This window comes from Actinomadura rubrobrunea NBRC 15275 (assembly GCF_001552235.1).
In the GTDB taxonomy this organism is placed as follows: domain Bacteria; phylum Actinomycetota; class Actinomycetes; order Streptosporangiales; family Streptosporangiaceae; genus Spirillospora; species Spirillospora viridilutea.
On record NZ_BCQU01000028.1, the window covers coordinates 21,841 to 45,781 of the forward strand.

The window sequence follows — 23,941 nt, forward strand, 5'->3', positions numbered from 1 at the left end:
GCCGGGCGCGCCATCGGCCTTTTTGTGCGCCGTCCAGGTCCGGACAGGCGGCCCGGCGCGCCGGCGCCGTCGCGGATGGATCGTTCCCACGGGCGCCCGCGAACGTTTCGCAACGAGAGCTACTCGTCGGTAAGACATGTCCCGCCGAGAACGTTCCAATTTCGTGGAATTCACCTTGGCGCGCGCCTTCGAAAATGTCGTCCGCGCAGGTCCTGAAATTGTGAAATTTCAATAACGCGCAACGCGGCCTTTACAAGCCGCTGCACATAACGCAAAGTTGATCAAAGAGCGGGTGACGCTGTCGGCTTGCGATCGGAAGAAACGGGGTCATTGCTCTTGGTCGAAGAAGTCGAAGAATTCTCTCGAGCCTCGCGAGATCAGTTTCAGCGGGCGATCCGGACCCGGGTTCCGGAGCTGACCGCCCGGCTGGTCGGTCAGCTGCGCAGCATCGAGACCGCCTACCGCAACGTCCCGGCGCACGAGCCGCCGCAGTGGATCGCGCGCTCGTACCACCGGTTCCTGGACGCCCTCGCGCTCCCCGCCGCCGAAGTGCCCGCCACGCTGGACGTCCCGCGGCGGACCGGCGCGCGGCGCGGCAGGCAGGGCGTCCCGGAGCGGGCGCTGCTGCGCGCCTACCACCTCGGCGGCCGGCTGCTGTCCGCCGCGGCCATGGAGTGGGCGGCCGAGGAGGGGCTGCGCTCGGCCGAGACGCGCCTGTTCATCGAGACGCTGTGGACGATCGTCGACGAGCACTCGGCGGCGGCGATCGACGCCCTGCACCAGGCCCGGCAGGAACCGGCCGACCGCCGCGTCGCCGGCTACCTGCTGGACGCTCTCCTCAACGGCGAGACGCACCAGTCGCTGGTGCGGGCCGTGGCGCGATCCCTTCCGGTCTGCCCGACCGGCCGGTACGCGGTGGTCGTCCGGCATCCGGTCGGCGGCGGGTCGGTCGACCCGGACGACCAGCCGCCGGTGGCCAGGGGGATACGGCTGCTGTGGCGGGCGCACGGTGTCAGCGCGGTCGCCGTCGCGCCCCTGGGGGACCGCCGGCCCGGCGACCTGGTCGACACCCTGTCCAAGGCCCGCGATCTGCGCACCGGCATCAGCGCCGCCGTCCGCGGCCTGGCCGAGCTCGGCGAGGCCCGCCGCCAGGCGGAGTCGGCGGCGCGCACGCTGCGGGGGCCGGGGGTGGCCCTTCTGGAGGAGCGGCTGCCCACCGCCATGCTGAACGCCGCCCCGGACCTGGCCAGGCGGCTGCAGTTCCGGGTGCTGGCGCCGCTGTTCGAGCTGGACGCGCAGCGCCGGGAGCAGCTGCTGGAGACGCTCGAGCAGTGGCTGGCCGTCGACGGTTCGGTGTCCGCCGCCGCGACCGCCCTCTACTGCCATCGCAACACGGTGCTCAACCGGTTGCGCCGCATCGAGCAGCTCACCGGCAAGAACCTGTCGTCGCCGCGCGACCTGATCGAACTCGGTCTGGCGGTGCAGGCGTACCGGCAGCTGTCCACGCCGTCGCCCGCCGGCGCCGCGCCGTCACCGCGGGAATCGCGGGAGGGGCCCGTGCGAGCGGACGGCTAGTGGGGCGGGGCGGAACGCCGTAGAGTGAGTTGGAATTTCCAATTATCGTGGACTGGAGTGCTCATGACGATCACCGCTCCGCCGCCCACCCCCGGCCGGCTGCTCGCCGCCGCCGAGGACGGACCGTTCGTCCCCGCGCCCCGATTCCAGGGCTTCGGCGGGCTGCACGGCGGGCTGGCGCTCGCGCTGGCGACCGCCGCGATGCAGCGGCACGCGCCGCAGGCACGGCTGCGCAGCGCCTCCGCGCGGCTGCACCGGGCCGTCACCGGAACGTTCCAGCTCGCCACCCGGACCATGCGCGTCGGGCGGATCACCACGTGCGCGGGGGAACTGGCCGACGAGGAGGGGCCGCTCGTGGACGCCTCGGCGATCTTCTCGGTGCCGCGCGCCGGGAACTGGCCGCGCTTCGCCCCGCCCGCCCCCGCGGCGCCGCCCCCGGCCGACTGCGAGGTCTTCCGCATTCCGCCGGAATTCGTGCCGATCTCCGAGTTCTGGGAGATCCGCCCGGTCGGCCCCAACCGGCCGTACGCGCGCTGCGCCGAACCCGAACTGACCGCGTGGGTGCGGCTGACGGAGGACGACACGCCCCCGGACGCGCACCGCCTCGTGCTGCTCATGGACGCGCTCGCGCCCGCCTACGCCGCCGTCCTGTCCGACCTGCTGCTGGTGCCGACCATGGAGCTCACGGTCCACCCCGCCGAGGGACTGGAGACCGCCTCCTCGCCCTGGGTCCTGCTGCGCGCCCGCACCCGGGGCGCGGGCGCCGCCGGCTGGAACGAGGAGATCATCGACGCCTGGGACCCCCAGGGCGTCCACCTCGGCACCGCCCACCAGCTGCGCCTGGGCCGTGGCGACGCCGCGTGACCGACGCGCACGCGGACGGCATCGCTCACCACGCACCTGAGAGGCTCGGCGGGAGGCGCGGGCCGTCTGTCCATGGGCGACACCCCTGACTCCGCCCTCCGCATGCCGGCCGATCGATCGGCGCCCGGGTTGTGCACCCGCACAGCCCGGGCGCCGCTCGTTGTGTCCGCGGAACACGATGGCGGCGAACCGCAATTCCCGGCGTTGACCTGCTGAATTTCCGTGTGCGAACGTCGGCGGCTGTGGTGGTGACCGAAGAGATCACCAAGGGTGGTGCACGGTGAAATCCACGATCCCCCTGACCGACGTCCTCTGGCGGCGGGCGCAGGAACAGCCCACGGCCACGGCTTATCGCTTTCTCGCCGACGGGACGCCCGCGACCGCCGTCGACCACACTTACCGGGACGTGGCCGACCGGGCCGCCGTGGTGGCCGCCGAACTGGACGGCGCGGCCGGGCGGCGGGTCGTCCTGGCGGTGGATCCCGGCCTCGACTACGTGGCCGCGCTGTACGGCGTGCTCGCCGCGGGGGCCACCGCGGTGCCCTCGTTCCCGCCGGTCGGACGGCGCGCGACCGCGCGGTTCCTCGGCATCCTCGCCGACTGCGCGCCGAGCGCGGTGCTACTGTCGAGCTGGGCGGCGCAGCGGGTCGCCGAACTCGCGGACCGGCTCCCGCCCGCGCTGCGCGGCGTCCGGTGGCTGACCGTGGACGAGGAGTTCTTCGCCCGGCACGCCGATCCGCCCCGGTACCGGCCGCGCGCCGCCGACCCGGCGCTGCTGCAGTACACCTCGGGGTCCACCGGCGACCCCAAGGGGATCGTGCTCGACCATGACAACCTGGTGGCCAACTGCGTGGCGCTCCAGCACCACATGGGCGTGGACCCCGGCCGCGTCGGCCTGTCCTGGCTGCCGCCGTACCACGACATGGGGCTGATGGGGACGATCATGCTGGCGCTGCACGGCGGCTGGCCGCTGATCATGTTCTCCCCGGTGCACTTCGTGCAGCGCCCGGCCCGGTGGCTGCGCGCCATCGGCGAGTACGGGGTCACCATCTCGGTCGCCCCGAACTTCGCGTTCGACATGTGCGTGGACTCCGTCGACGAGGACGACCTCGACGGGCTGGACCTCGGCTCCCTGCGCCAGCTGTACTGCGGGGCCGAGCCGGTGCTGGCCACCACGATGAAGAGGTTCACCGAACGGTTCGCGCCGTACGGGTACCGGCCCGAGGCGCTCATCCCCTGCTACGGCCTGGCCGAGGCGACCCTCTTCGTGGCCGGCAAGCCCGACGGGACGTCGATGCGCACCCTGCGGGTGGACCGGGCCGCGCTGGAGCGGGGACGCGTCCGCCCGGCCGGGGCGCACGACCCGGCCGCCGCGGCCGCCGAACTCGTCAGCTGCGGCGCGGTCGCGCACGGGCACGAGGTGCTGATCGTCGACCCGGACACCCGCCGTCCCGTCCCTCCCGGCACGGTCGGCGAGATCTGGGTGCGCGGCCCGAGCGTCGCCCGCGGGTACCACGGCCGCCCCGACCTCAGCGCCGAGCTGTTCGCCGCCCGGCCGGCCGCCGACGGCGCCGACGCCCCCGCCGACGGGGCGCCCTCCGACCGGACGTATCTGCGCACGGGCGACGCGGGGTTCGTGGACGGCGGGGAGCTGTACGTCACCGGGCGGCTCAAGGACGTCGTCATCGTCGCGGGACGCAACCTGTATCCGCAGGACATCGAGGTGTCGGTGCTCGCCGCGCGGCCCGAGCTGCGCCGCGCCGCCGCGTTCGCCGTCCGGCCGCGGGGGCGGGCGGAGGAACTGGTGGTCGTCGCCGAGCTGCGGGACGCGCGGGCGCGCGCCAACCGGGAACTGGCGGAGCTGCGCGACGCGGTGGTGGCGGCGGTCGCCGCCGACCACGCCGTCCGCCCCGCCGAGGTGCACCTCGGCCCGCCCGGCACGGTGCCGACCACCACCAGCGGCAAGGTGCGGCGGAGCGCTGCCCGGGAGGCGTTCGAAAAGGGCGAGCTGCGCACGCTCCCCGTCGCCGGGGACGTCCTCGCGGCCGCGCGGGGGGTGCCCGCATGACCGTCGAACTGACCGGGTCCGCGGCGGCCGCCGCGACGGGCGGCGACACCGACAGGGCCGCGCGGCGACTGGCGTACGTCACCGTGTGCGTGCCGGCGGCCGGTTTCGTCGCCGCCGTCGCCTACGCGTGGCGGTACGGCTTCACCGTCGTCGACGGGCTGCTGCTGGCCGTGATGTACCTGGTGACCGCGTTCGGCGTCGAAGGCGGGATGCACCGCTTCTTCTCGCACCGGGCGTTCTCCGCCGGCCGCGTGGTCACCGCGCTGTGGGGCGTGGCGGGGAGCATGGCGGCCCAGGGGCCGATCGTGTTCTGGGTGGCGACGCACCGCATCCACCACGCTTTCACGGACACCGATCGCGACCCCCATTCGCCCCGGCCGATCGGCACCGGACCGCTGGCGCGGGTGCGCGGGCTGTGGCACGGCCACGTCGGCTGGCTGTTCACCGTGCGCCGGGACAACTGGAGCAAGCACGTCCCGGACCTGCTCGCCGACCGCACCGTGATGCGGGTGAACGAGCTGTACTTCGTCTGGGTGCTGCTGGGGCTGGCGCTGCCCGCCGCCCTCGGCGGCCTGCTGACCTGGAGCGTCGGCGGCGCCGTCAGCGGCCTGCTGTGGGGCGGGCTGGCCCGGATCTTCCTGCTCGACCAGGTGACGTGGGGGGTCAACTCCATCGGCCACACCCTGGGCAGCCGGCCCTACAAGACCCGCGACAACAGCCGCAACGTCGCGGCGATGGCGCCGTTCTCGGTCGGCGGCTCCTGGCACAACAACCACCACGCCCGGCCGTCGCTGGCGCACAACCGGCACGCCTTCTGGCAGATCGATCTCACCGGGATGTTCATCACCCTGCTGGACCGGCTGGGGCTGATCCACGACGTCCGCTACCCCAAGTCGTCCGGCGCCCACCGCAGGGCCGCCGGGCGGAGCAACCGGGAACACCGAAGGAGGCAACCATGACGACCGCGACGATGACGCCTCCCGAGGCGGCGATCGTCAAACTGGACCCCGCCAGCGCCCGGACGAAGCGGACCATCGCGTTCACGATGATGGCCGTCCCCGGGCTCGGCACCGTCGCCGCCGCCTGGTGCCTGTGGCAGGGGGTCTACACCGCGACCGACCTGTGGCTGTTCGCCGCCATGTACTTCGTGCACATGGCCGGCATCACCATCGGTTTCCATCGCTACCTGGCGCACAAGTCGTTCAAGACGTCGCGGTTCTTCGAGGGCGTGCTGCTGATCGCCGGATCGATGGGCGGCCAGGGGCCGATCATGGACTGGGTCACCACGCACCGCCGCCACCACCGCTTCAGCGACCACGACGGCGACCCGCACTCGCCCAACCTGGCCGGCCCCGGGCTGCGCGGCAAGCTGCGCGGGCTGTGGTACGCGCACATGCCGTGGATGCTCAGCGACGAGAACTCCAGCTGGAGCTTCTGGGCGCCGGACATCCTGCGCGACCGGCGGCTGTTCTTCTACCACCGCACCTACCAGCTGTGGGTGGCGGCCGGGCTGGCGCTCCCGGCGCTGATCGGGTTCGCGGTCGAGGGCACCGCGACGGCCGCGCTCACCGGGTTCCTGTTCGGCGGGCTCGCCCGGATGTTCCTGGCCAACCAGGCCGCCTGGTGCGTCGGCTCGCTCAGCCACATGATCGGCGGACGGCCGTTCGACAACGGCGACCGCAGCGCCAACAACTGGCCGGTGGCGATCTTCACCTTCGGCGAGGGACTGCAGAACAACCACCACGCCTTCCCCGGCTCCTACAGGCACGCGGTGCGCCGCTGGGAGCCCGACCTGAGCGGCTGGCTGCTCACGGCGCTCGGCCGGGCGCGCGTGGTGTGGGACCTGCGCCAACCCGACGCCGCGACGATCGCCAAGCGGCGCGCCGCCGGCCGCGCCGCCCGGGCCGGCGGTACCGCCCGGACCCGTGCCGCATCGGCCGCCGCCGGCCCCGCCCGTACCGCCACGACCCGATCGAGCAGCGGAGTGTGACCACGATGTTCAAGCGCAAGAAGAGGACGCGGGAGTTCGAAGGGCCGCTGACCGCCGAGAACCTGCGGCGCTGGCTGACCGAGCACCTGGCCGACCGGGTGGGCATCCCGGTCGCCGAGGTCGACACCGGCCGCACCTTCGAGTCCTACGGCCTGGACTCGCGGGTGGCGGTGCAGGTCTCCGGTGCCCTCGAAAAGATCGTCGAGCGGCGGCTGTCGCCCGGCCTGCTGTACGAGCACCCCACCATCGACGCGCTGACCGCCCATCTGGCCGCCGAACTGCGGCTCGCCGACCGGGTCTGAGCACCCACCGGACCGTTCGAGGGACAGGTGACCATGGCCGCATCGTTCAGCTATCCGACCGCGCCGGGGGATCCCTTCGTGGAGTTCATGCGCCGGTCCGCGCAGATCAAGGACGAGAAACTGGCGGCGGCGATCCCGCGCGAGTACTTCGAGCCCCGGCCCTGGCGCGGGCTGCTGGGGTTCGCGGTGAGCTGGGCCCTCTACCTCGGCGCGATCGTCGCCATGGCGTTCTCGCCGCACTGGCTGCTGTGGATCCCGCTGCTGGTCGTGGCGGGTCTCGGCGGCTGGGGCCTGCACTGCATCGCCCATGACTGCGGGCACGGATCCTTCTCCCGGTCGCGCCGGTTCAACGTCGCGATCGGGCACATCGCGCTGCTGCCGCTGATCTATCCGTTCCACGCGTGGCGGCACGTCCACAACATGCACCACGCGCACACCAACAACCTGGAGCTGGACACCGACTGGAAGCCGCTGCCGGCGGCGATGTACGACCGGATGCCCTGGTGGGACAAGTTCGTCTACCACGCCACCCGCACCTGGGCGTTCTGGGGCGGGACGATCAACTACTGGCGGGTGTCGGGCTTCCGGCCGTCGTTCTTCCCCAAGCGGGAGATGCGCCGGGACGTGCGGCGCTCCATCTGGTTCGTGCTGGCGGCGAGCGCGCTGTACTTCCCGCCGCTGGTGTATTTCACCGGTGTCAAGGGGCTGCTGCTGTACTTCGTCGGGCCGTGGCTGGCCACGCACGCCTGGTTCAGCGCCACCACGCTGATGCACCACAGCGCCGCCGACGTCCCGTTCCTGACCTCTGAGCACTGGACCAAGAACGCGGGACGGCTGCTGCTGACCACCGACTACCGCTATCCGCGCTGGCTGCTGTTCCTGACGCACAACATCTCGGTGCACACCGCCCACCACGTCGCACCGCCGATCCCCTTCTACAACCTGCCCAAGGCGCAGGAGGCGCTCAAGCGCGCCTATCCCGGCATGGTCCGCGAGCGCGACCTGAAGCTGTCGCACCTGTGGACGATCATCCGGCGGCTGCACTTCTACGACACCGAGTCCGGGTTCTACACCGACTTCTCCCGGGGGCAGGTGCCGCCCACGGCCGACGGCGGACGCGAGCGCCGGGCGGAGCCGCTGCGGGCGGCGTCGTGACGGCGGTGCGGATCCCGCTGCCGGTGCGGCGGTTGGGCTACGCGGTGCTGGGCGCGCTCGCGCCCGGCGCCGCCGGGCGGCGGGCCACCGACGTGTTCAGCGACACCCGCGCGCTGGGCGTCCGCCCCGACGACGTGGTGCCGCTGGGCGCGCGGCGGTTCCCCGTGGACGGCGACCCCGACGTCCGCGGCGGCTACCTGTGGGGCGACACGGGCCCCGTCGTCCTGCTCGTCCACGGCTGGGGCATCGACAGCGGCAGCATGCACCCCCTGGTCGCGCCGCTGCGCGCGCTGGGCTACCGGGTCGCGGCGTTCGACGCGCCCGGGCACGGCGTGAACCCGGGGGCGCAGGCCACGATGACCCAGTTCACGCGGGCGACCGGGGCGGTGCTGGACGCGCTGGAGGACCACGGCGGCGTCCGGGCGGTGGTCGCGCACTCGCTCGGCGCGATCGCCGCCACCGGCGCGGTCGCCGAGCGCGGCGGGGCGGACGTGGCGTGCCTGGCCATGATCGCTCCGGCCTGCACGCTGACCGGGGTCCTGGAGCGCTGGTCGCGGTCGGAGCTGCGGCTGCGCCGGCCCCTGGTGGAGCGGATCTATGCCGAGCTGTGGAAGCGCAACGGCGTGCCGGTGGCGCACTGGGACGTCGTCGGGCTGGGCCGGGACCTGAGACTGCCGGTCCTGGCGATGCACGACCCGGACGACGACGTGGTGCCGTTCGCGGAGACGCAGCGGGTCGTGACCGGGCTGCGCGACGTCCGGCTGGAGCCGGTCGCCGGGACGGGCCACTACGGGATCCTCATGGCCCCCGCCGTCCGGGAGCTGGTCTGCGACTTCATCGTGCGCCACGCGGGCGCGGGAGAGGAGGCGATGACATGACGACACCGGGCGTCGCCGAAGGCGCCGTCAAGGGCAAGGCCTGGATGTGCCTGGTGTGCGGCTTCGTCTACTACGAGGACGAGGGCCTGCCCGAGGAGGGCATCCCGCCGGGCACCGCGTGGGACGACATCCCCGACGACTGGGTCTGCCCGGACTGCGGCGTGAGCAAGGACGACTTCGTGATGGCCCCCCTGTCCTGAGGAGCGAACATGACGACGACCACGACGTCGGCCGGGACGTCGGCCGGGACGCTGGCCGATCCGGTCGAGGTGATGCTGCGGCTGCTGACCCCCGAGGGCAAGCGCGACCCCTACCCGTTGTACGAGAAGATGCGCGCGCACGGCGCGGTGGTGAGCCTGGGCGGCGCGCACGTCGTCGTCACCGGCTACGCCGAATGCGCGCGGGCGCTGCGCGAGCCCGACCTGCTGTCCACCGACGCCGCCGTCCAGGACGCCAGGATGCCCGGGTGGCGCGACCACTCGTCGTGGCGGTGGCTCACCCGCAACATGCTGTTCTCCAACGACCCGAACCATGAGCGCTATCGCCGCTTCTTCGGCAGCGCTTTCTCCGCGCGCAGCGTGGCGGCATGGCAGCCGTTGGTGGAACGGGTCGCCGACGAGGTCGTCGAGCACGTCGCGGTGCTGGGCGCGGGCTGCGCGGTCGTGGACCTGGTGCCGGAGTTCTCCTACCGCTTCGCGATCTCGGTGATCGGCGAGCTGCTCGGCATCCCCCCGGAGGAGCGGGCCGGGATGCGCGGGATCATCGGCGACATCACCACCGCGCTCGACCCGATCGGCGACCTGTCCGAACTGGAGCGCGGCGACTCCGGCATGGACCGGCTGGCCGACTGGACCACCGAGCTGGTCCGGGCGCGGCGCGCCCGTCCCGGATCCGACCTGACCAGCGCGTTCATCAAGGCCAGCGACGACAGCGGGGAGCTGTCGGAGCAGGAGCTGATCGCCAACCTGATGCTGCTGATCGTGGCGGCGGCGGAGGCGCCGCAGGACCTGCTCAGCAACATGGTGCGGCTGGCCCTGGAGCACCCCGAGCACGCCGAGCGGCTGCGCGACGAGCCGGACTCGCCGTTCGCGGAAGGGTTCGTGGAGGAGACGCTGCGGTACGACCCCGCGGTGCAGGCGCTCAACCGGGTGGCGGCGCGGGACATGCGGTTCTTCGGCGAGCACATCGCCGGGGGGACGCCGGTGACGCTGCTCATCGCCGCGGGGAACCGCGACCCGCGCCGTTTCGACCGGCCGGACGTGTTCGACCCGACCCGGCCCGACAACCAGCCGCTCACGCTCAGCGGCGGGGCGCACTTCTGCCTGGGCGCGCCGCTGGCCCGGATGGAGGCGCGGACGGTGGTGCCGCGGCTGCTGCGCCGGTTCCCCCGCATGAGGCTCGCGGACCGTCCGACCTTCCGCGACCAGCTCGTGCAGCGGGGGCACGCGACCCTGCCGGTCGTCACGAAGTGAACGCCGGCGACCGCCGCGGACCGGAAGCGACGACCCAGCACGCGACGAGCACGCGACGAGCACGGAAGGGGACACGACGGCGATGAGCGCGACCGACGGCGCGGCCGACGGGCTGAGCGACCCGGAGCTGGCGGCCTCCCTGGGCGACTTCGAGAGCCGGCACGCCGAGGTGAACGGCGTCCGCCTCCACTACGTGGCCGGCGGCGCGGGCGAGCCGCTGGTGCTGGTGCCCGGCTGGCCGGAGACGTGGTGGGAGTACCGCAAGGTGATGCCCGCGCTCGCCGAGCGGTACCGGGTGATCGCGGTGGACCTGCGCGGCATGGGCGGGTCGTCCAAGCCGGCGGGCGGGTTCGACAAGAAGACCATGGCGGCCGACATCCGCGCCCTCGCCCGGCGGCTCGGCCACGAGCGGATCAACATCGCCGGGCACGGCATCGGCTCCATGGTGGCGTTCGCGCACGCGGCCAACCATCCGGAGGCGACCCGCCGGCTGGCGCTGCTCAACACCACGCACATCGACGAGAGCTACTACGACTTCCGGATCATGCCGCCGCCGGACGAGCCGCCGCCGCACCGCTGGTGGCTGGCGTTCAACATCGTCCCGGACTTCCCGGTGAAGCTGCTGGCCGGGCGGTACCGGCTGATGATCGACTACATGTTCGGGCTCAGCCTGACCGACCCGCGGGCCGTCACCGACCGGGACCGGGAGGTGTACGCGCGCGCCTACGACTCGCCCGAGGCGATCCGCGCGTGCCAGGGATGGTTCCAGGCGTACCAGAAGGACATCGCGGACTTCGCCTCCTACGGTCGGCTGACCGTTCCGGTGCTGGGGCTGGCGTACGGGCCGTTCTACGAGTACATGAGCAAGGTGCTGCCCCAGCAGGCGGAGGACGTGCGCGTGGTGGAGGTCGCGAACACGCGCAACTACCTGGTGGAGGAGCAGCCGCAGGCGGTCGTCGACGCCTTCGTGGACTTCTTCGGCTGAGACCTCGTCCACACGGGCCACCGGTTGTGCCGTGAAAAACACGGCTGCTACGTTCGGGACCGGGAGGGTTGGAAAAACAAACTCTCCCGGTCCCGAACGCGATCCGGAGGAACGCCCGTGAGCAGTCCGACCACCCGGCCCGCCGGCGCCGCGACGGCGGCGCCCAAAGCCCGGCTGGGCCCCGTCTTCGCCGTCGTCGCCGCCGGGGTGGCGATGTCCAACCTCGACATGTTCATCGTGAACGTGGCCCTGCCGCAGATCGGCGAGCAGTACGCCGGGGCGTCGCTGTCCGAGCTGTCCTGGGTGCTCAACGCCTACGCGGTGGTGTTCGCCGCGTTGATGGTCCCGGCCGGCGGGTTCGCCGACCGGACCGGGGCGCGCCGCGCCTATCTGCTCGGCCTGGCCGTGTTCACGGCGGCCTCGGTGGCCTGCGCCGTCGCGCCGGGCGTCTGGACTCTGGTGGCGGCGCGGGTCGTCCAGGCGGCCGGCGCGGCGACGCTCATCCCGTCCTCGCTGGGGCTGCTGCTGGCCGCGGCGCCGCCGGAGCGGCGGCTGGCCGCGGTGCGCGGCTGGACGGCGATCAGCGGTCTGGCCGCGGCGCTCGGGCCGGTCGCGGGCGGCCTGCTCGCCCAGTCCGACTGGCGCTGGGCCTTCCTGGTGAACGTGCCGATCGGCGTCGCCGCGCTGGCGGCGGGCCTGTCGCTGCTGCCGCGTCCGCCCGCCCGGACGGACCGGTCGCGGCCGGACCTGCTGGGCGCGGCGCTGCTCACGGCCGGCGTCGCCGCGATCGCCCTCGGCGTGGTCAAGAGCGAGGACTGGGGCTGGACGTCGCCGCGGGCGGCGGGCTCGATCGCGGTCGGCGCGGTGCTGCTCGCGCTGTTGGCGTGGCAGTCGGCGCGGCACCCGTCGCCGCTGGTCCCGCCCGCGCTGCTGCGGCTGCCCGCGTTCAGCCCCGCCACGGCGGCCAACATCCTGTTCGCGGTGGCGTTCGGCGCCATGCTGCTGTCGGCGGTGCTGTGGTGCCAGCAGGTGTGGCAGTGGTCGGCGCTGCGCACCGGGCTGGCGATCGCCCCCGGCCCGCTGATGGTGCCCGGGCTCGCGGTGGGCGCCGCGCCGCTGGCCCGCCGGCTGGGCGCGGGGCCGCTGTCGTTCCTCGGCTGCGCCGTGTTCGCGGCGGGCATCGGCTGGTGGATGTGGCGCATGGAGGACGGCTACGCCGCCGGCATGCTGCCCGGAATGCTGCTGACCGGCGTGGGCGTCGGACTGACCCTGCCCACGCTGATCGGAGCCGCCGTGTCGGCGGTGCCGCCGCAGAACTTCTCCACCGGGTCCGCGGTGGTCACCATGGCCCGCCAGGTCGGGACCGTGCTCGGCGTCGCGATGCTCGTGGCGGTGCTGGGCGCGCGCGACGACGTCCGGAGCGCGTTCGACGCCGGCTGGCTGGCCACCGTGATCGCCGCCGCGGCGGCCGCGTCGGCGTGCCTGGCGGTCCCGCGCGCCCGACGTTCCTGAAGCGACCGAGCGGCGCGGCGCCGCGCCCGCCCCGGCGCCGCGCCGTGTGACGGCGGCCACGCGGGGAGTGGGTTGTGTTTTCCAACTAACGTGCGGATAGTGGGAATCGAACGCAATTCGGTTCGTTGGAGTCCCGAGCCGTCACAAGGAGATCGAGATGCGGGACGCAGTGATCGTGGAGGCGGTGCGCACGCCGATCGGCAAGGGCAAGCCGGGCGGGCGGCTGCACTCCGAACACCCGGTGGACCTGCTGGCCAAGACCCTCAAGATTCTGGTGGAGCGGGCGGGCGTCGACCCGGCCGAGATCGACGACGTGGTGGGCGGCGTGGTCACCCAGGCGGGGGACCAGGCGCTCAACATCACCCGCTCGGCCGTGCTCGCCGCGGGGTTCCCCGAGAGCGTGCCGGCCACCACCGTGGACCGCCAGTGCGGCTCGTCGCAGCAGGCCGCGCACTTCGTCGCGCAGGGAGTGATCAGCGGCGCGTACGACATCGCGATCGCCTGCGGCGTCGAGTCGATGTCGCGCGTCCCGATGGGATCCAACGTGCTGCCCGGCAGCGACCCCTTCGGCACCCTTCTGCCCGAGCGCTACCCCGGCGGGCTGATCGGGCAGGGCATCGCCGCCGAACGGATCGCCGCCAAGTGGAAGCTGTCGCGCGAGGAGCTCGACGCCTTCGCCTACGAGTCGCACATGCGCGCGCACGCCGCCTGGGAGGGCGGCGAGTTCGACCGCGAGGTCGCCTGGACCGGGCAGCGGGACGAGACCATCCGCCCCACCACCTCCATGGAGGCGCTCGCCGGGCTCAAGCCCGCCTACTACGACCCCGTCTACGAGGAGCGGTTCCCCGAGATCGGGTGGCAGGTCACGGCGGGCAACACCTCCCCGATCAACGACGGCGCGGCCGCCCTGCTGATCATGAGCGGGGACGCCGCCGAGCGGCTCGGACTGCGGCCGCGCGCCCGGTTCCACAGCTTCGCGGTGGCCGGGGACGACCCGCTGATGATGCTCACCGCCGTCATCCCGGCGACCGAGAAGGTGCTCAAGCGCGCCGGGCTGACGCTGGACGACATCGACCTGTTCGAGGTCAACGAGGCGTTCTCCTCGGTCGTGCTGGCGTGGCGGCGCGAAACCGGCGTCGACCCGAAGAAGCTGAACGTGCGGGGCGGCGCGATCGCCATCGGCCACCCGCTGGGCGCCAGCGGCGCGCGCATCATGACCACCCTCCTGCACGCCCTGGAGGACCGCGGGGCCCGCTTCGGCCTGCAGACCATGTGCGAGGCCGGCGGCCTGGCCAACGCCACCATCATCGAGCGCCTCTGACCGCCGTCCGCCGCCGGGGGACCGGGCGATGGAGCCCGGGCCGACCCGGTCCCCTGTCCCGGCCGCGTCACGCGAGCGAGGGCGTCGGAAAAACCAACGGACGTATGCTGGGGGCATGCCGAAGAACGCCGACCCGCGCGAGTGCTCCATCGCCGACACCCTCCAGATCGTCGGCGAACGCTGGAGTCTGCTCGTCATCCGGGAGCTGATCTACGGCGTCCGCCGGTTCGACGGCATCGCCCGCAACACGGGCGCTCCGCGGGACATCCTCACGGCGCGGCTGCGCAAGCTCGAAGCCGCCGGCATCCTTCGGCGCGAGCTCTACAGCGAGCGTCCGGCCCGCTACGAATACCACCTCACCCAGGCGGGCTGGGAGCTGAGCGACGTGCTGGCCCTGCTGATGCGGTGGGGCGACCGGCACCTGCACCCCGACGACCCGCCCGTGCGGTGGATCCACACCTGCGGGGAGCATCTGCAGCCCGAGGTGGTCTGCGGCTCCTGCGGCCGTCCGGCGCGGGAGGGGGCGACCCCGACCGGCCGCGGCGCGCGCACCTGACCGTCCGCCCCGCCCGGCGGGCGGGGACGCGGACGCCGCGAGCGGTCATGCGCGCGGCATCGCCCGCGGGTCACACCGAAACGGCCGAGACGGCATCGAGCGACGGTTGCACGGTGACGTCGTCCGGCGACGCGTCGCGGCGCTGCCGGACGGTGAGCGCGGCCCAGACGGTCTTGCCGCCGAGAGGGTGAGGAGTCCATCCCCAGTCCTCGGAGAGGGACTGGACGATGAGCAGGCCGCGTCCGTGCTCGTCCAGGGCCCCGGGCGCACCGGGCACGGGCTCGACCGGGCTGCGATCCCAGACCCGCACCGTCACCCGGCGGTCCGCCTCCACGTGGACGGACAGCACGATCCTGCCGCCGACGCGGACGGCGTTGCCGATCAGCTCGGAGGCGACGAGCATCGCGTCGTCGGCCAGCTCCGCCGGCGCGTGCCGCTCCAGCAGCTCACCGACCAGCTTCCGCCCCTCGCGCACGGCCGCGGGACAGGCCGTCAGCGCCAGGGCGCACAGGCACCCCGCCTCGTCGCTCCCGCTCGTCATCGTCGTCGGCCCCGGTCGGTGGATGGTTCGCCTCGAAGGCGACTATGGAGCCCTTTGTGAGGGCCGTCACGGTTGTGTTCATTGTGTTTGCGGCGGACGTCAGCACTCGATCACGTTGACGGCGAGGCCGCCGCGCGAGGTCTCCTTGTACTTGTCGAGCATGTCGCGACCGGTGTCGCGCATGGTCGCGATGGCCTTGTCGAGGGAGACGAAGTGCCGGCCGTCGCCGCGCAGCGAGATGCGGGCGGCGCTGATGGCCTTGGTGGCGCCGACGGCGTTGCGCTCGATGCAGGGGATCTGGACGAGGCCGCCGATCGGGTCGCAGGTCAGGCCGAGGTTGTGCTCGATGCCGATCTCGGCGGCGTTCTCCACCTGCTCGGGGGTGCCGCCGAGGACCTCGGCCAGTCCGGCGGCGGCCATCGAGCACGCCGAGCCGACCTCCCCCTGGCAGCCCACCTCGGCGCCGGAGATGGAGGCGTTCTGCTTGAACAGGACGCCGATCGCGCCGGAGGTGAGCAGGAACCGCACCACGCCGGTGTCGTCGGCGCCCGGCACGAAGCGGTCGTAGTAGTGCAGCACGGCGGGGATGATGCCCGCGGCGCCGTTGGTGGGGGCGGTGACGATGCGCCCGCCGGCGGCGTTCTCCTCGTTCACCGCCAGGGCGAACAGCGTCACCCAGTCCATCGCGTGCAGCGGGTCGGCGGGCTTTTCGGCCAGCAGCTGCCGGTGCAGGTGCGGCGCGCGGCGGCGGACCTTCAGACCGCCCGGCAGGTTCCCCTCGCGCGTGCAGCCGCGTTCCACGCAGGCGCGCATGACCCCCCACAGGCGCAGCAGGCCCGCGCGGATCTCGTCCTCGGTGCGGCCGAACGCCTTCTCGTTCTCCATCATCAGGGCCGGAATGGACAGGCCCGTGTCGCGGCAGAGGGCGAGCAGCTCGGCGGCGGACGAGAACGGGTACGGCAGGGCGGTGTCGTCCCGCGTGATGCGGTCGGCGCCCGCCTCGTCCTCGTCGACGACGAAGCCCCCGCCCACCGAGTAGTAGACGCGGTCCCGCAGCTCGTTGCCGGAGTCGTCGAACGCGGTGAAGCGCATCCCGTTGGGGTGGCCGGGAAGCGTCCGCGTGCGCTCGAAGACCAGATGCTCGCCGACGACGAAGGGGACGTCGTGGGACCCGAACAGCCGCAGCGCGCCGTTCCGGCGGACCGCGGCCAGACGGGAGTCGACGGTGTCGACGTCCACGCGCTCGGGGGTGTCGCCTTCCAGCCCGAGGATGACGGCCTTGTCGCTGCCGTGCCCCTTGCCGGTCAGGCCGAGGGACCCGTACAGGACCGCCCGGACGGACGCCGTCTTCTCCAGCAGGCCGTCGCGGGCCAGGCCGCGGGCGAAGCGGTGCGCGGCGGCCATCGGCCCGCCGGTGTGCGAGCTCGACGGCCCGATTCCGATTTTGAAAAGGTCGAAGACGCTGATGGCCATCGCCGCTCCCTCCGTGACCGGAGGATCGCTCCGGTCACGGGAGGCTCTAGAGGGTGGGGTACAGGGGGTGCGCCTCGGCGAGGGCGCGCACCCGGGCCGACAGGTCCGCCCGGTCGTAGGACGGCTGCAGGGCCTGGGCGATGATGTCGGCCACCTCGGTGAAGTCCGCGGCGGTGAAGCCGCGGGTGGCCAGGGCGGGGGTGCCGATCCGCAGGCCGGAGGTGACCATCGGCGGGCGCGGGTCGTCGGGCACCGCGTTGCGGTTCACGGTGATCCCGATGTCGTGCAGCCGGTCCTCGGCGTCCCGGCCGGTCAGCTCGGACTCGACCAGGTCGACCAGGACGAGGTGGACGTCGGTGCCGCCGGTGAGCACCTTCACCCCGGCCTTGGCCGCGTCCTCGGCCATGAGCCGCTCCGCCAGGATGCGCGCGCCCTCCAGGGTGCGCGCCTGCCGCTCCCGGAACTCCTCCGACGCGGCGATCTTCAACGCGACCGCCTTGGCCGCGATCACGTGCTCCAGCGGGCCGCCCTGCATGCCCGGGAACACCGCCGAGTTGATCTTCTTGCCGTACTCCTCGCGGGCCAGGATGAGGCCGCCGCGGGGGCCGCCGAGGGTCTTGTGCGTGGTGGTGGTGACCACGTCGGCGTACGGCACGGGCGAGGGGTGCAGCCCGGCCGCGACCAGGCCCGCGAAGTGCGCCATGTCCACCATGAGCAGCGCCCCCACCGAGTCGGCGATCTCGCGGAACGCGGCGAAGTCCAGGTGCCGCGGGTACGCCGACCAGCCCGCCACGATCATCTTCGGGCGGTGCTCCTCGGCCAGCCGGGCGACCTCCTCCATGTCGACCCGGCCGTCCTCGCGCCGCACGTGGTAGGCGACGACGTTGAGCAGCTTGCCGGAGTAGTTCAGGCGCATGCCGTGGGTGAGGTGCCCGCCGTGCGCGAGGTCCAGCCCGAGGATCGTGTCCCCCGGCTGGAGCAGCGCGAAGTAGACCGCGGTGTTGGCCTGCGCGCCCGAATGCGGCTGGACGTTGGCGTGCTCGGCGCCGAACAGCTCCTTGGCCCGGTCGATGGCCAGCTGCTCGGTGACGTCGACGTGCTCGCAGCCGCCGTAGTAGCGCCGCCCCGGGTAGCCCTCGGCGTACTTGTTGGTCAGCACCGAGCCCTGCGCCTCCAGGACGGCGACCGGCGCGAAGTTCTCCGAGGCGATCATCTCCAGCGTGGTCTGCTGGCGGCGCAGCTCGGCGGAGACGGCCTCGGCGACCTGCGGGTCGACGGCCGCCAGGGACTCGTTGAGGGTCACGGTTCAGCTCTCCTCGATCAGCTTGCTGTAGGCGGTCGCGTCCAGCAGATCGCCGGGCTCCTCGCTGAGCCGCACCTTGAAGATCCAGCCCTCGCCGTACGGGTCGTCGTTGATCACCTTCGGCTCGTCGATCACCGCGGCGTTGACCGCGGTGATCTCGCCGCTGACCGGCGAGTAGATGTCGCTGACCGACTTGGTCGACTCGACCTCGCCGCACGGCTCCCCGGCCTCGACGGTGTCGCCCTCGCCGGCCTGCAGCTCGATGAAGACGATCTCGCCCAGGGCGTCGGCTGCGTGCGCGGTGATGCCGACGGTGACGATGCCGTCCTCGTTGTCGAGGCCGGACACCCACTCGTGCTCCTCGCTGTACCGCAGCTGTTCCGGAACGCTCACGTTCGTCTCTCCCAGGTGTTTCAGGAACGCTTGTAGAACGGCAGGGCGACGACGTCGACCGGCTCGCGCCGGCCGCGGACGTCCACGGCGAGCCCGCTCTCCGCGACGCCGCTGTCGACGTACGCCATGGCGATCGGCCTGCCCAGTGTGGGCGACGGAGCGCCGCTGGTCACGACGCCGCACGGCGTGCCGTCGGAGCCGACGACCGGATACCCCTTGCGGGGCGCCCGGCGGCCGTGCGCGACCAGTCCTACGAGCCTACGGCCTGGCGGGGTCTGGGCCTGTGCCGCCAGCGCCGCCTTGCCCACGAAATCGACTTTCTTGTCGAGCTTCACCACGCGGCCGAGCCCCGCCTCGTAGGGGGTGGTCTCGGTGGTGAGCTCGTTGCCGTACAGCGGCATGCCCGCCTCCAGGCGGAGGGTGTCGCGGGCCGACAGGCCGGCGGGCGTCACGCCCTCGACTCCGGCCAGCTCCTTCCACAGCGGCACCGCGTCGCCGACGGACACGAACAGCTCGAACCCGTCCTCGCCGGTGTAGCCCGTGCGGGCGATGAGCGCGTCCACCCCGGCGACCTCCCCCGCCATGACGGCGTAGTAACGCAGGTCGGGCAGGGGAGCCTCGGTGAACCGGGAGAGGATGTCCTGGGAGTCGGGGCCCTGCAGCGCGATGAGGGCGTAGGAGGCGGACCGGTCCTCCACGGCCGCCTCGAAACCGGCGGCGCGCTCGACCAGCTCGCCGTGGACCGTCGCGGCGTTGGCGGCGTTGGCGACCACCATGAACGTCTCCGCGGCCAGCCGGTAGACGATCAGGTCGTCCAGCACGCCGCCGTCGGGCGCGCAGATCATCGTGTACCGCGCCTTGCCGACGGCCATGGGGGACAGGTTGCCGACCAGCGCGTAGTCGAGCGCGGCGGCCGCGCCCGGCCCGGACACGAAGATCTCCCCCATGTGGGACAGGTCGAACAGGCCCGCCGCGGTGCGGACCGCGCGGTGCTCGGCGGTCTCGCTCTGGTAGCGCAGCGGCATCCGGTAGCCCGCGAAGTCGACGAGCGTGGCGCCGAGCTCGACGTGCACGTCGTACAGCGGTGTCTTCTTGGACATGGGTCGGCTCCTTCATCGCGGGGCGCGCGTCGGGACGCATCATCATCGTCCCACCGGCGCACCGGCGTGGTCGGTGCCTCCCCCTCTGTCATCGGCGCCTGAGAGCTTCACCCCTCGCGGGGTTTTCACCTTCGGCGGGGGACCTGGGAGCGTCCCCTCTTTCCAGAGGGCGCCTGGTCCGCGCGGTCCTGGGGCCTGAGAGGTTCCGGGGAGGGTTTGCTCCTTCGGCGGCCCCCGCCGGCTGCGAGGGCGCTCTCCCGCGCGGGATCAGCGGCGCAGGGTCAGAGTAGCAGCGGCCTCGCCTTTCGCGGAGACCCGAAGCGGTGCCGCAGGCCGCGGCCGCCTGGCGCCGGACGGCCGAGACGGCTCCGAGACGGCGCCGTCCAGCGTGGGAGCAGGGCCGGGGCAGTCGCCCGGCCTGTCGGCCGCCGGGTGCCCGCCGTGAAAGCGTGCGGGGCGGGCAGGAGGAGGCCGACCCTGCGGCGGCGGCCGCCTCGGGGCCGCGAGGCGAAGCAGTGCGCCCCCCGCATTCGCGCGGACGGAGCCACGGCGGCGCGCCGAACGCTTCGGTCGCGTCCCGCGTACGGCCTGAACGCAGGCTTCGACTTGCCGGGCGCCGCTGTCGGCGGCGGTTCGCGCCGCAATGAGGACGGGTTCGAAGGGAATTAGGGACTGGCTCAAGTGCATTTGTACGCGGTCGGATGCGTTGCCCATGACGTACCCTGAGCGGGTTGCTGGAGATCACGGAGGGATGCGACGGTGGACTGGCTGACGGGGGTGCTGATCCTCTTTCTGGGCCTGCTGGCGTCCATCGCGCTGCACGAGCTCGGGCACTTCTCCTTCGCCAAGCTCTTCGGCGTGCGCACCACCCAGTTCATGGTGGGCTTCGGGCCCACGCTGTGGTCGCGCACCAAGGGGGAGACCGAGTACGGCATCAAGTGGATCCCGCTCGGCGGCTACATCCGCATGATCGGCATGCTGCCGCCGCGCAAGGGCGACCGGCCCGGCCAGGTCCGCCGGATCAGCACCGGCCCGTGGCAGGGGCTCATCGAGTCGGCCCGGGGCGCGGCCCTGGAAGAGGTCCGGCCGGGCGACGAGGACCGCGTCTTCTACGCCAAGAAGTGGTGGCAGAAGCTCATCATCATGTTCGCCGGGCCGGCCATGAACCTGGTCCTCGCCGTGGTCTTCTTCGCCATCCTGCTCATGGGCATCGGCACGCCCACCCCGCAGCCGGTGATCGGCTCGGTGGCCAAGTGCGCCATCCCGGCCGGGCAGCAGGCCCAGGAGTGCCCGGCCGACTACACGCCCACACCCGCCGCGCAGGCCGGGCTGCGGGCCGGCGACCGGTTCGTCTCCTACGACGGCACGAAGATCTCCTCCTATGAGCAGCTGCAGAGGCTGATCCGGGACTCCGGCGGCCGCACCGTGCCCGTCGTCGTCGAACGCGACGGCCGCACGGTCTCCATGGACATCGCCGTCACCCGCAACCAGATGTACGACCTCGAGGACCCCGACAAGATCGTCAACGTCGGGTTCCTCGGCATCACCCCGCTGCAGGAGCGCGAGCGGCAGGGCCCGGTCGCCGTCGCCGAGTACATGGGCGAGCTGACCGCGCACACCGCCGGGGCGCTGCTGCGGCTGCCCGAGCGGATGGTCGGGGTGTGGAACGCGGCCTTCGGCGGCGAGGAGCGCGACCCCAACGGGCCGATCGGCGTGGTCGGCGTGAGCCGCCTGGGCGGGGAGATCGCCGCCTCGGAGAGCCCCGTGGTGGAGAAGCTGGCGATGTTCATCGCCCTGCTCGGCTCGGTGAACCTGGCGGTCGCGCTGTTCAACCTCATCCCGCTGCTTCCGCTGGACGGCGGGCACATGGCGGGGGCGCTGCTGGAGGCCCTCAAGAAGGGCGTGGCCCGGCTGCTCGGGCGGCCCGACCCCGGCTACGTGGACGTGGCCAAGGCGCTGCCGGTGACCTACGTGATGGCCGCCGTGCTGATCATCATGGGCGGTCTGCTGATCTACGCCGACCTGGTCAACCCGATCAGGTTCTCCGGCTGACCGGCCGCGCCGACCGGCGCGACGGCGGGGCAGGGCGGCCGGTCACAGGGGTCGGTCACAGGGGCCGGTCACAGGGGCATGGTCAGCTCGCCGGTCTTGTGGAAGGCGCGCAGCGCCTCCAGGTACGGCGTGATGTCCAGCCCCTGCTCGGCCAGCCACGCGTCCGACCCGTAGGTCCCGCGGTACCGCTCGGCGCCGTCGCAGATGAGCGTGACCACGCTGCCGCGCTCGCCCCGCGCCAGCATCTCGGCGATCAGCTCGACCGCGCCCCACATGTTGGTGCCGGTGGAGCCGCCGACGCCGCGGCCGGTGACCTCGGCGGTCCAGCGCATGGCGGCGATGGACGCCGCGTCCGGCACGTGGACCATCCGGTCGATCACCGTCGGCAGGAACGACGGCTCCACGCGGGGCCGTCCGATGCCCTCGATCCGCGACCCGGCCGCCGTGCGCGCGGGGTCCTCGTCGCGGAACGCCCCGAAGAAGGCCGACCCCTCCGGGTCCACGACGGCGACGCGGGTCTGGTAGCGGCGGTAGCGGACGTACCGGCCGATCGTCGCCGACGTGCCGCCGGTGCCCGCGCCCACCACGATCCACGTCGGCTCCGGGAAGCGCTCCAGCCGCATCTGCTCGAAGATCGACTCGGCGATGTTGTTGTTGCCGCGCCAGTCGGTGGCGCGCTCGGCGTATGCAGAGTAAGCAGTAGCCAAACCTCGCTACCTGGAAGGACAGGCCCATGACCGACCTGGTGTCCCTACTGCGTCGGCTCGGCGCGATCCTCTGTGACCGGTGCGGCAGGTGGACCTACCGCGACCCGTCCGCCCCGTGCCCGTTCTGCGTTTTGGAGGACGCGTGAGCCGCTGCGAGCCCGCGATCGTCTACGCCCGCAAGTCCCACACCCGCCAGGCCCGGCAGGGGCGGCGGGAGATCTCCATAGCCGATCAGCTCCGCGAACTCCGCGACGAGGCAGAAGCGTACGGCGTCGAGATCGCGGCGGAATTCACCGACAATGCGTCGGCCTGGACCCCAACCACTCGGGAGGGGTGGGATGCGGCATTGGCGGCCCTAGATGCCCCCGACGCGCCCCGCGTGCTGTACCTGCACGCGATCGACAGAATGTCACGGCAAGGCGGCTATACACCGTTCGCGGAGGAGCTGAAGCGGCGTATCGCGCGCGGCCAACTACGTGTCATCGGGCTTCTCGACGATTACGACTCCGCCCGGTACAGAGACCCTGAGACGGCCGCGAACGAGCTGGACAAACTGCTGATCGAGGCGCGCCGCTATTCGGATAAGCTCGCCAAGCGGATTCGAGCCGCTAAAACGCGTACCCGTCTGGCGGGCGGATTCGTCGGTAAAGCTCCGTACGGCATGAAGCTCGACGACACCGAAACACGCCGCCTGATGCGCGGGGACAACTGGGACGTCGTCGAGCGGGTTTTCACTGCGACGGTGGAGGGGCTGGGTGCGCGGCGTGTTGCGGCCGCGCTCAACGCTGAGGGGATCCCTGCGCCGCGCGGCGGGCAATGGACCTCCCGCACGATCGCAACAATTATCAACAACCCGGCCTACATGGGGCATCAAACCCGCCGGGAAGGGCCGCGCACGGTGTCCGTGTTGGACGACGCGGGAAGTCCCGTGCTGTGCGTGGCACCGGGCGAGCAACTCATCCCGGCCGAACTGTGGCACGCCGCGAACCGGGCCGCCCGGTCCCGCGCGTTCATCTCCACGGGAAAGGCCGCGCTTCTGACGGGCCGGTTGGTGTGCGATGGGTGCGGAGGGCCCATGAGCAGCGGCGGGACGGGCTACCGGTGCTCGCGGCACTCAAAGGGCCGCCCGTGTCCCGCCCCGGCTACGGCCCAAATGAACGCGCTCGACGAGTACGTTTTGTGGCGTGCTTCGAATGCGGTCGCGGCGTTGGACCCAGATGACCCGGAGGATCGGGATCATTTGGCGACTCTCGCGAGCGTGTGGGCCGCGACCATGCGCCCACCCGAAGACACTGCCGCGATCACAAACGCAGAAATGGCCGTGCGCGACGCCGAGAAGGTGCTCAAGCGCGTGCAGCGAAATGCACGGTGGGGCGTTTACGACGACGACGAACCGGGCCTGGAACGCGATTTGAAGGCCGCTCGGGAGACGCTCGCGGCCGCACGTGCCCGGCTGGACGAGCTCACCGGGAGCACAACCCTCGTACTCCCCGAATGGGCCGGGTGGTGGAGCGGGCCGGAAGTTCTAGCCGCGTGGCGGGACCAGACACCCGAAATGCTGAAGAAGATCTTGGCGACGGTGGTCGCGGAGGTTCGCGTCATAAAGGCCGGACGCGGCGCGAACCGACTAGACACCCGGCGCGTATACGTGCGGTTCGTGTGGGAACCCGCGTAGAACGCGCTCAGAAGTCCGC

21 protein-coding genes, 1 pseudogene and 2 riboswitches are annotated in these 23,941 nt (G+C 72.5%); of the genes and pseudogenes, 16 read left to right on the forward strand and 6 right to left on the reverse strand.

Annotated features, from left to right (window positions below):
• The first annotated feature begins 336 nt into the window (after window positions 1-336).
• The 14 genes from AR3_RS11365 to AR3_RS11430 all read left to right on the forward strand — a co-directional run bounded on the left by AR3_RS11365 (window position 337) and on the right by AR3_RS11430 (window position 14,678).
• On the forward strand, window positions 337-1,575 hold the full coding sequence (locus AR3_RS11365; protein WP_067912759.1) for a PucR family transcriptional regulator: 1,239 nt from the start codon (window positions 337-339) through the stop codon (window positions 1,573-1,575).
• A 63-nt stretch (window positions 1,576-1,638) separates the two neighbouring features.
• Window positions 1,639-2,439, forward strand: coding sequence for a thioesterase family protein (locus tag AR3_RS11370; RefSeq protein WP_083951313.1), 801 nt, complete (start codon window positions 1,639-1,641; stop codon window positions 2,437-2,439).
• 280 nt (window positions 2,440-2,719) lie between these two features.
• Window positions 2,720-4,507: a fatty acyl-AMP ligase gene (locus AR3_RS11375; RefSeq protein WP_067912762.1), complete on the forward strand. Its 1,788-nt coding sequence runs from the start codon at window positions 2,720-2,722 to the stop codon at window positions 4,505-4,507.
• The gene (locus AR3_RS11380; protein ID WP_067912766.1) at window positions 4,504-5,466 is read left to right on the forward strand and encodes an acyl-CoA desaturase; all 963 of its coding nucleotides are present in this window, start codon (window positions 4,504-4,506) and stop codon (window positions 5,464-5,466) included. The genes AR3_RS11375 and AR3_RS11380 overlap by 4 nt, the downstream gene beginning before the upstream one ends.
• Window positions 5,463-6,497, forward strand: a complete 1,035-nt coding sequence (locus tag AR3_RS11385; protein ID WP_083951315.1) for an acyl-CoA desaturase — start codon at window positions 5,463-5,465, stop codon at window positions 6,495-6,497. Before AR3_RS11380 ends, AR3_RS11385 begins: the two co-directional genes overlap by 4 nt.
• Window positions 6,498-6,502: 5 nt before the next feature.
• The gene (locus AR3_RS11390; protein ID WP_067912886.1) at window positions 6,503-6,799 is read left to right on the forward strand and encodes an acyl carrier protein; all 297 of its coding nucleotides are present in this window, start codon (window positions 6,503-6,505) and stop codon (window positions 6,797-6,799) included.
• A 33-nt stretch (window positions 6,800-6,832) separates the two neighbouring features.
• A complete protein-coding gene (locus AR3_RS11395) occupies window positions 6,833-7,954 on the forward strand; it encodes a fatty acid desaturase (RefSeq protein WP_067912889.1) in 1,122 nt (373 codons plus the stop codon).
• Window positions 7,955-7,959: 5 nt separating this feature from the next.
• Window positions 7,960-8,832, forward strand: coding sequence for an alpha/beta fold hydrolase (locus AR3_RS11400; protein WP_217998517.1), 873 nt, complete (start codon window positions 7,960-7,962; stop codon window positions 8,830-8,832).
• Window positions 8,829-9,032, forward strand: coding sequence for a rubredoxin (locus AR3_RS11405; protein ID WP_067912771.1), 204 nt, complete (start codon window positions 8,829-8,831; stop codon window positions 9,030-9,032). Before AR3_RS11400 ends, AR3_RS11405 begins: the two co-directional genes overlap by 4 nt.
• Window positions 9,033-9,041: 9 nt before the next feature.
• A complete protein-coding gene (locus AR3_RS11410) occupies window positions 9,042-10,304 on the forward strand; it encodes a cytochrome P450 (protein WP_067912773.1) in 1,263 nt (420 codons plus the stop codon).
• Between the two features lie 82 nt (window positions 10,305-10,386).
• Window positions 10,387-11,289, forward strand: coding sequence for an alpha/beta fold hydrolase (locus tag AR3_RS11415; RefSeq protein WP_067912776.1), 903 nt, complete (start codon window positions 10,387-10,389; stop codon window positions 11,287-11,289).
• Between the two features lie 117 nt (window positions 11,290-11,406).
• On the forward strand, window positions 11,407-12,801 hold the full coding sequence (locus AR3_RS11420) for an MFS transporter (protein WP_067912779.1): 1,395 nt from the start codon (window positions 11,407-11,409) through the stop codon (window positions 12,799-12,801).
• 157 nt (window positions 12,802-12,958) lie between these two features.
• Window positions 12,959-14,122, forward strand: coding sequence for a thiolase family protein (locus tag AR3_RS11425; RefSeq protein WP_067912782.1), 1,164 nt, complete (start codon window positions 12,959-12,961; stop codon window positions 14,120-14,122).
• A 115-nt stretch (window positions 14,123-14,237) separates the two neighbouring features.
• The gene (locus tag AR3_RS11430; RefSeq protein ID WP_067912787.1) at window positions 14,238-14,678 is read left to right on the forward strand and encodes a winged helix-turn-helix transcriptional regulator; all 441 of its coding nucleotides are present in this window, start codon (window positions 14,238-14,240) and stop codon (window positions 14,676-14,678) included.
• A gap of 70 nt (window positions 14,679-14,748) precedes the next feature.
• Here AR3_RS11430 and AR3_RS11435 read toward each other — a convergent pair whose 3' ends face one another.
• From AR3_RS11435 to gcvT, 5 genes are all read right to left on the reverse strand, one after another.
• A complete protein-coding gene (locus AR3_RS11435; RefSeq protein WP_067912789.1) occupies window positions 14,749-15,219 on the reverse strand; it encodes an ATP-binding protein in 471 nt (156 codons plus the stop codon).
• A gap of 99 nt (window positions 15,220-15,318) precedes the next feature.
• Window positions 15,319-16,692, reverse strand: a complete 1,374-nt coding sequence (locus AR3_RS11440) for an L-serine ammonia-lyase (protein WP_067912792.1) — start codon at window positions 16,690-16,692, stop codon at window positions 15,319-15,321.
• 46 nt (window positions 16,693-16,738) lie between these two features.
• Complete coding sequence (locus tag AR3_RS11445; RefSeq protein WP_067912797.1) at window positions 16,739-17,995, reverse strand: serine hydroxymethyltransferase; 1,257 nt, start codon at window positions 17,993-17,995, stop codon at window positions 16,739-16,741.
• A gap of 3 nt (window positions 17,996-17,998) precedes the next feature.
• The gene (gene gcvH, locus AR3_RS11450; protein ID WP_067912800.1) at window positions 17,999-18,388 is read right to left on the reverse strand and encodes a glycine cleavage system protein GcvH; all 390 of its coding nucleotides are present in this window, start codon (window positions 18,386-18,388) and stop codon (window positions 17,999-18,001) included.
• Between the two features lie 20 nt (window positions 18,389-18,408).
• On the reverse strand, window positions 18,409-19,488 hold the full coding sequence (gcvT, locus tag AR3_RS11455) for a glycine cleavage system aminomethyltransferase GcvT (RefSeq protein ID WP_067912803.1): 1,080 nt from the start codon (window positions 19,486-19,488) through the stop codon (window positions 18,409-18,411).
• Window positions 19,489-19,563: 75 nt separating this feature from the next.
• Window positions 19,564-19,660, reverse strand: a riboswitch (glycine riboswitch).
• A gap of 1 nt (window position 19,661) precedes the next feature.
• Window positions 19,662-19,758: riboswitch (glycine riboswitch) on the reverse strand.
• Between the two features lie 489 nt (window positions 19,759-20,247).
• On the opposite strand from gcvT, the gene AR3_RS11460 reads away from it, so the two are divergent.
• A complete protein-coding gene (locus AR3_RS11460) occupies window positions 20,248-21,540 on the forward strand; it encodes a M50 family metallopeptidase (protein WP_067912806.1) in 1,293 nt (430 codons plus the stop codon).
• A 68-nt stretch (window positions 21,541-21,608) separates the two neighbouring features.
• On the opposite strand, the pseudogene AR3_RS11465 reads toward AR3_RS11460, so the two are convergent.
• Window positions 21,609-22,226: pseudogene (locus tag AR3_RS11465) on the reverse strand (pyridoxal-phosphate dependent enzyme); the annotation flags it as partial.
• Between the two features lie 163 nt (window positions 22,227-22,389).
• Here AR3_RS11465 and AR3_RS11470 point away from each other — a divergent pair.
• Window positions 22,390-23,922 (forward strand): recombinase family protein, encoded by a 1,533-nt coding sequence (locus AR3_RS11470; RefSeq protein WP_067912809.1) that lies wholly within the window; start codon window positions 22,390-22,392, stop codon window positions 23,920-23,922.
• The last annotated feature ends 19 nt before the right edge of the window (window positions 23,923-23,941 follow it).

Bases quoted from the DNA above. Each gene is read 5' to 3' on its own strand.
- AR3_RS11370 (WP_083951313.1), top strand. From the start codon at position 1,639: ATGACGATCACCGCTCCGCCGCCCACCCCCGGCCGGCTGCTCGCCGCC.
- AR3_RS11380 (WP_067912766.1), top strand. From the start codon at position 4,504: ATGACCGTCGAACTGACCGGGTCCGCGGCGGCCGCCGCGACGGGCGGC.
- AR3_RS11385 (WP_083951315.1), top strand. From the start codon at position 5,463: ATGACGACCGCGACGATGACGCCTCCCGAGGCGGCGATCGTCAAACTG.
- AR3_RS11390 (WP_067912886.1), top strand. From the start codon at position 6,503: ATGTTCAAGCGCAAGAAGAGGACGCGGGAGTTCGAAGGGCCGCTGACC.
- AR3_RS11395 (WP_067912889.1), top strand. From the start codon at position 6,833: ATGGCCGCATCGTTCAGCTATCCGACCGCGCCGGGGGATCCCTTCGTG.
- AR3_RS11405 (WP_067912771.1), top strand. From the start codon at position 8,829: ATGACGACACCGGGCGTCGCCGAAGGCGCCGTCAAGGGCAAGGCCTGG.
- AR3_RS11410 (WP_067912773.1), top strand. From the start codon at position 9,042: ATGACGACGACCACGACGTCGGCCGGGACGTCGGCCGGGACGCTGGCC.
- AR3_RS11415 (WP_067912776.1), top strand. From the start codon at position 10,387: ATGAGCGCGACCGACGGCGCGGCCGACGGGCTGAGCGACCCGGAGCTG.
- AR3_RS11425 (WP_067912782.1), top strand. From the start codon at position 12,959: ATGCGGGACGCAGTGATCGTGGAGGCGGTGCGCACGCCGATCGGCAAG.
- AR3_RS11430 (WP_067912787.1), top strand. From the start codon at position 14,238: ATGCCGAAGAACGCCGACCCGCGCGAGTGCTCCATCGCCGACACCCTC.
- AR3_RS11435 (WP_067912789.1), bottom strand. From the start codon at position 15,219: ATGACGAGCGGGAGCGACGAGGCGGGGTGCCTGTGCGCCCTGGCGCTG.
- AR3_RS11440 (WP_067912792.1), bottom strand. From the start codon at position 16,692: ATGGCCATCAGCGTCTTCGACCTTTTCAAAATCGGAATCGGGCCGTCG.
- gcvT (WP_067912803.1), bottom strand. From the start codon at position 19,488: ATGTCCAAGAAGACACCGCTGTACGACGTGCACGTCGAGCTCGGCGCC.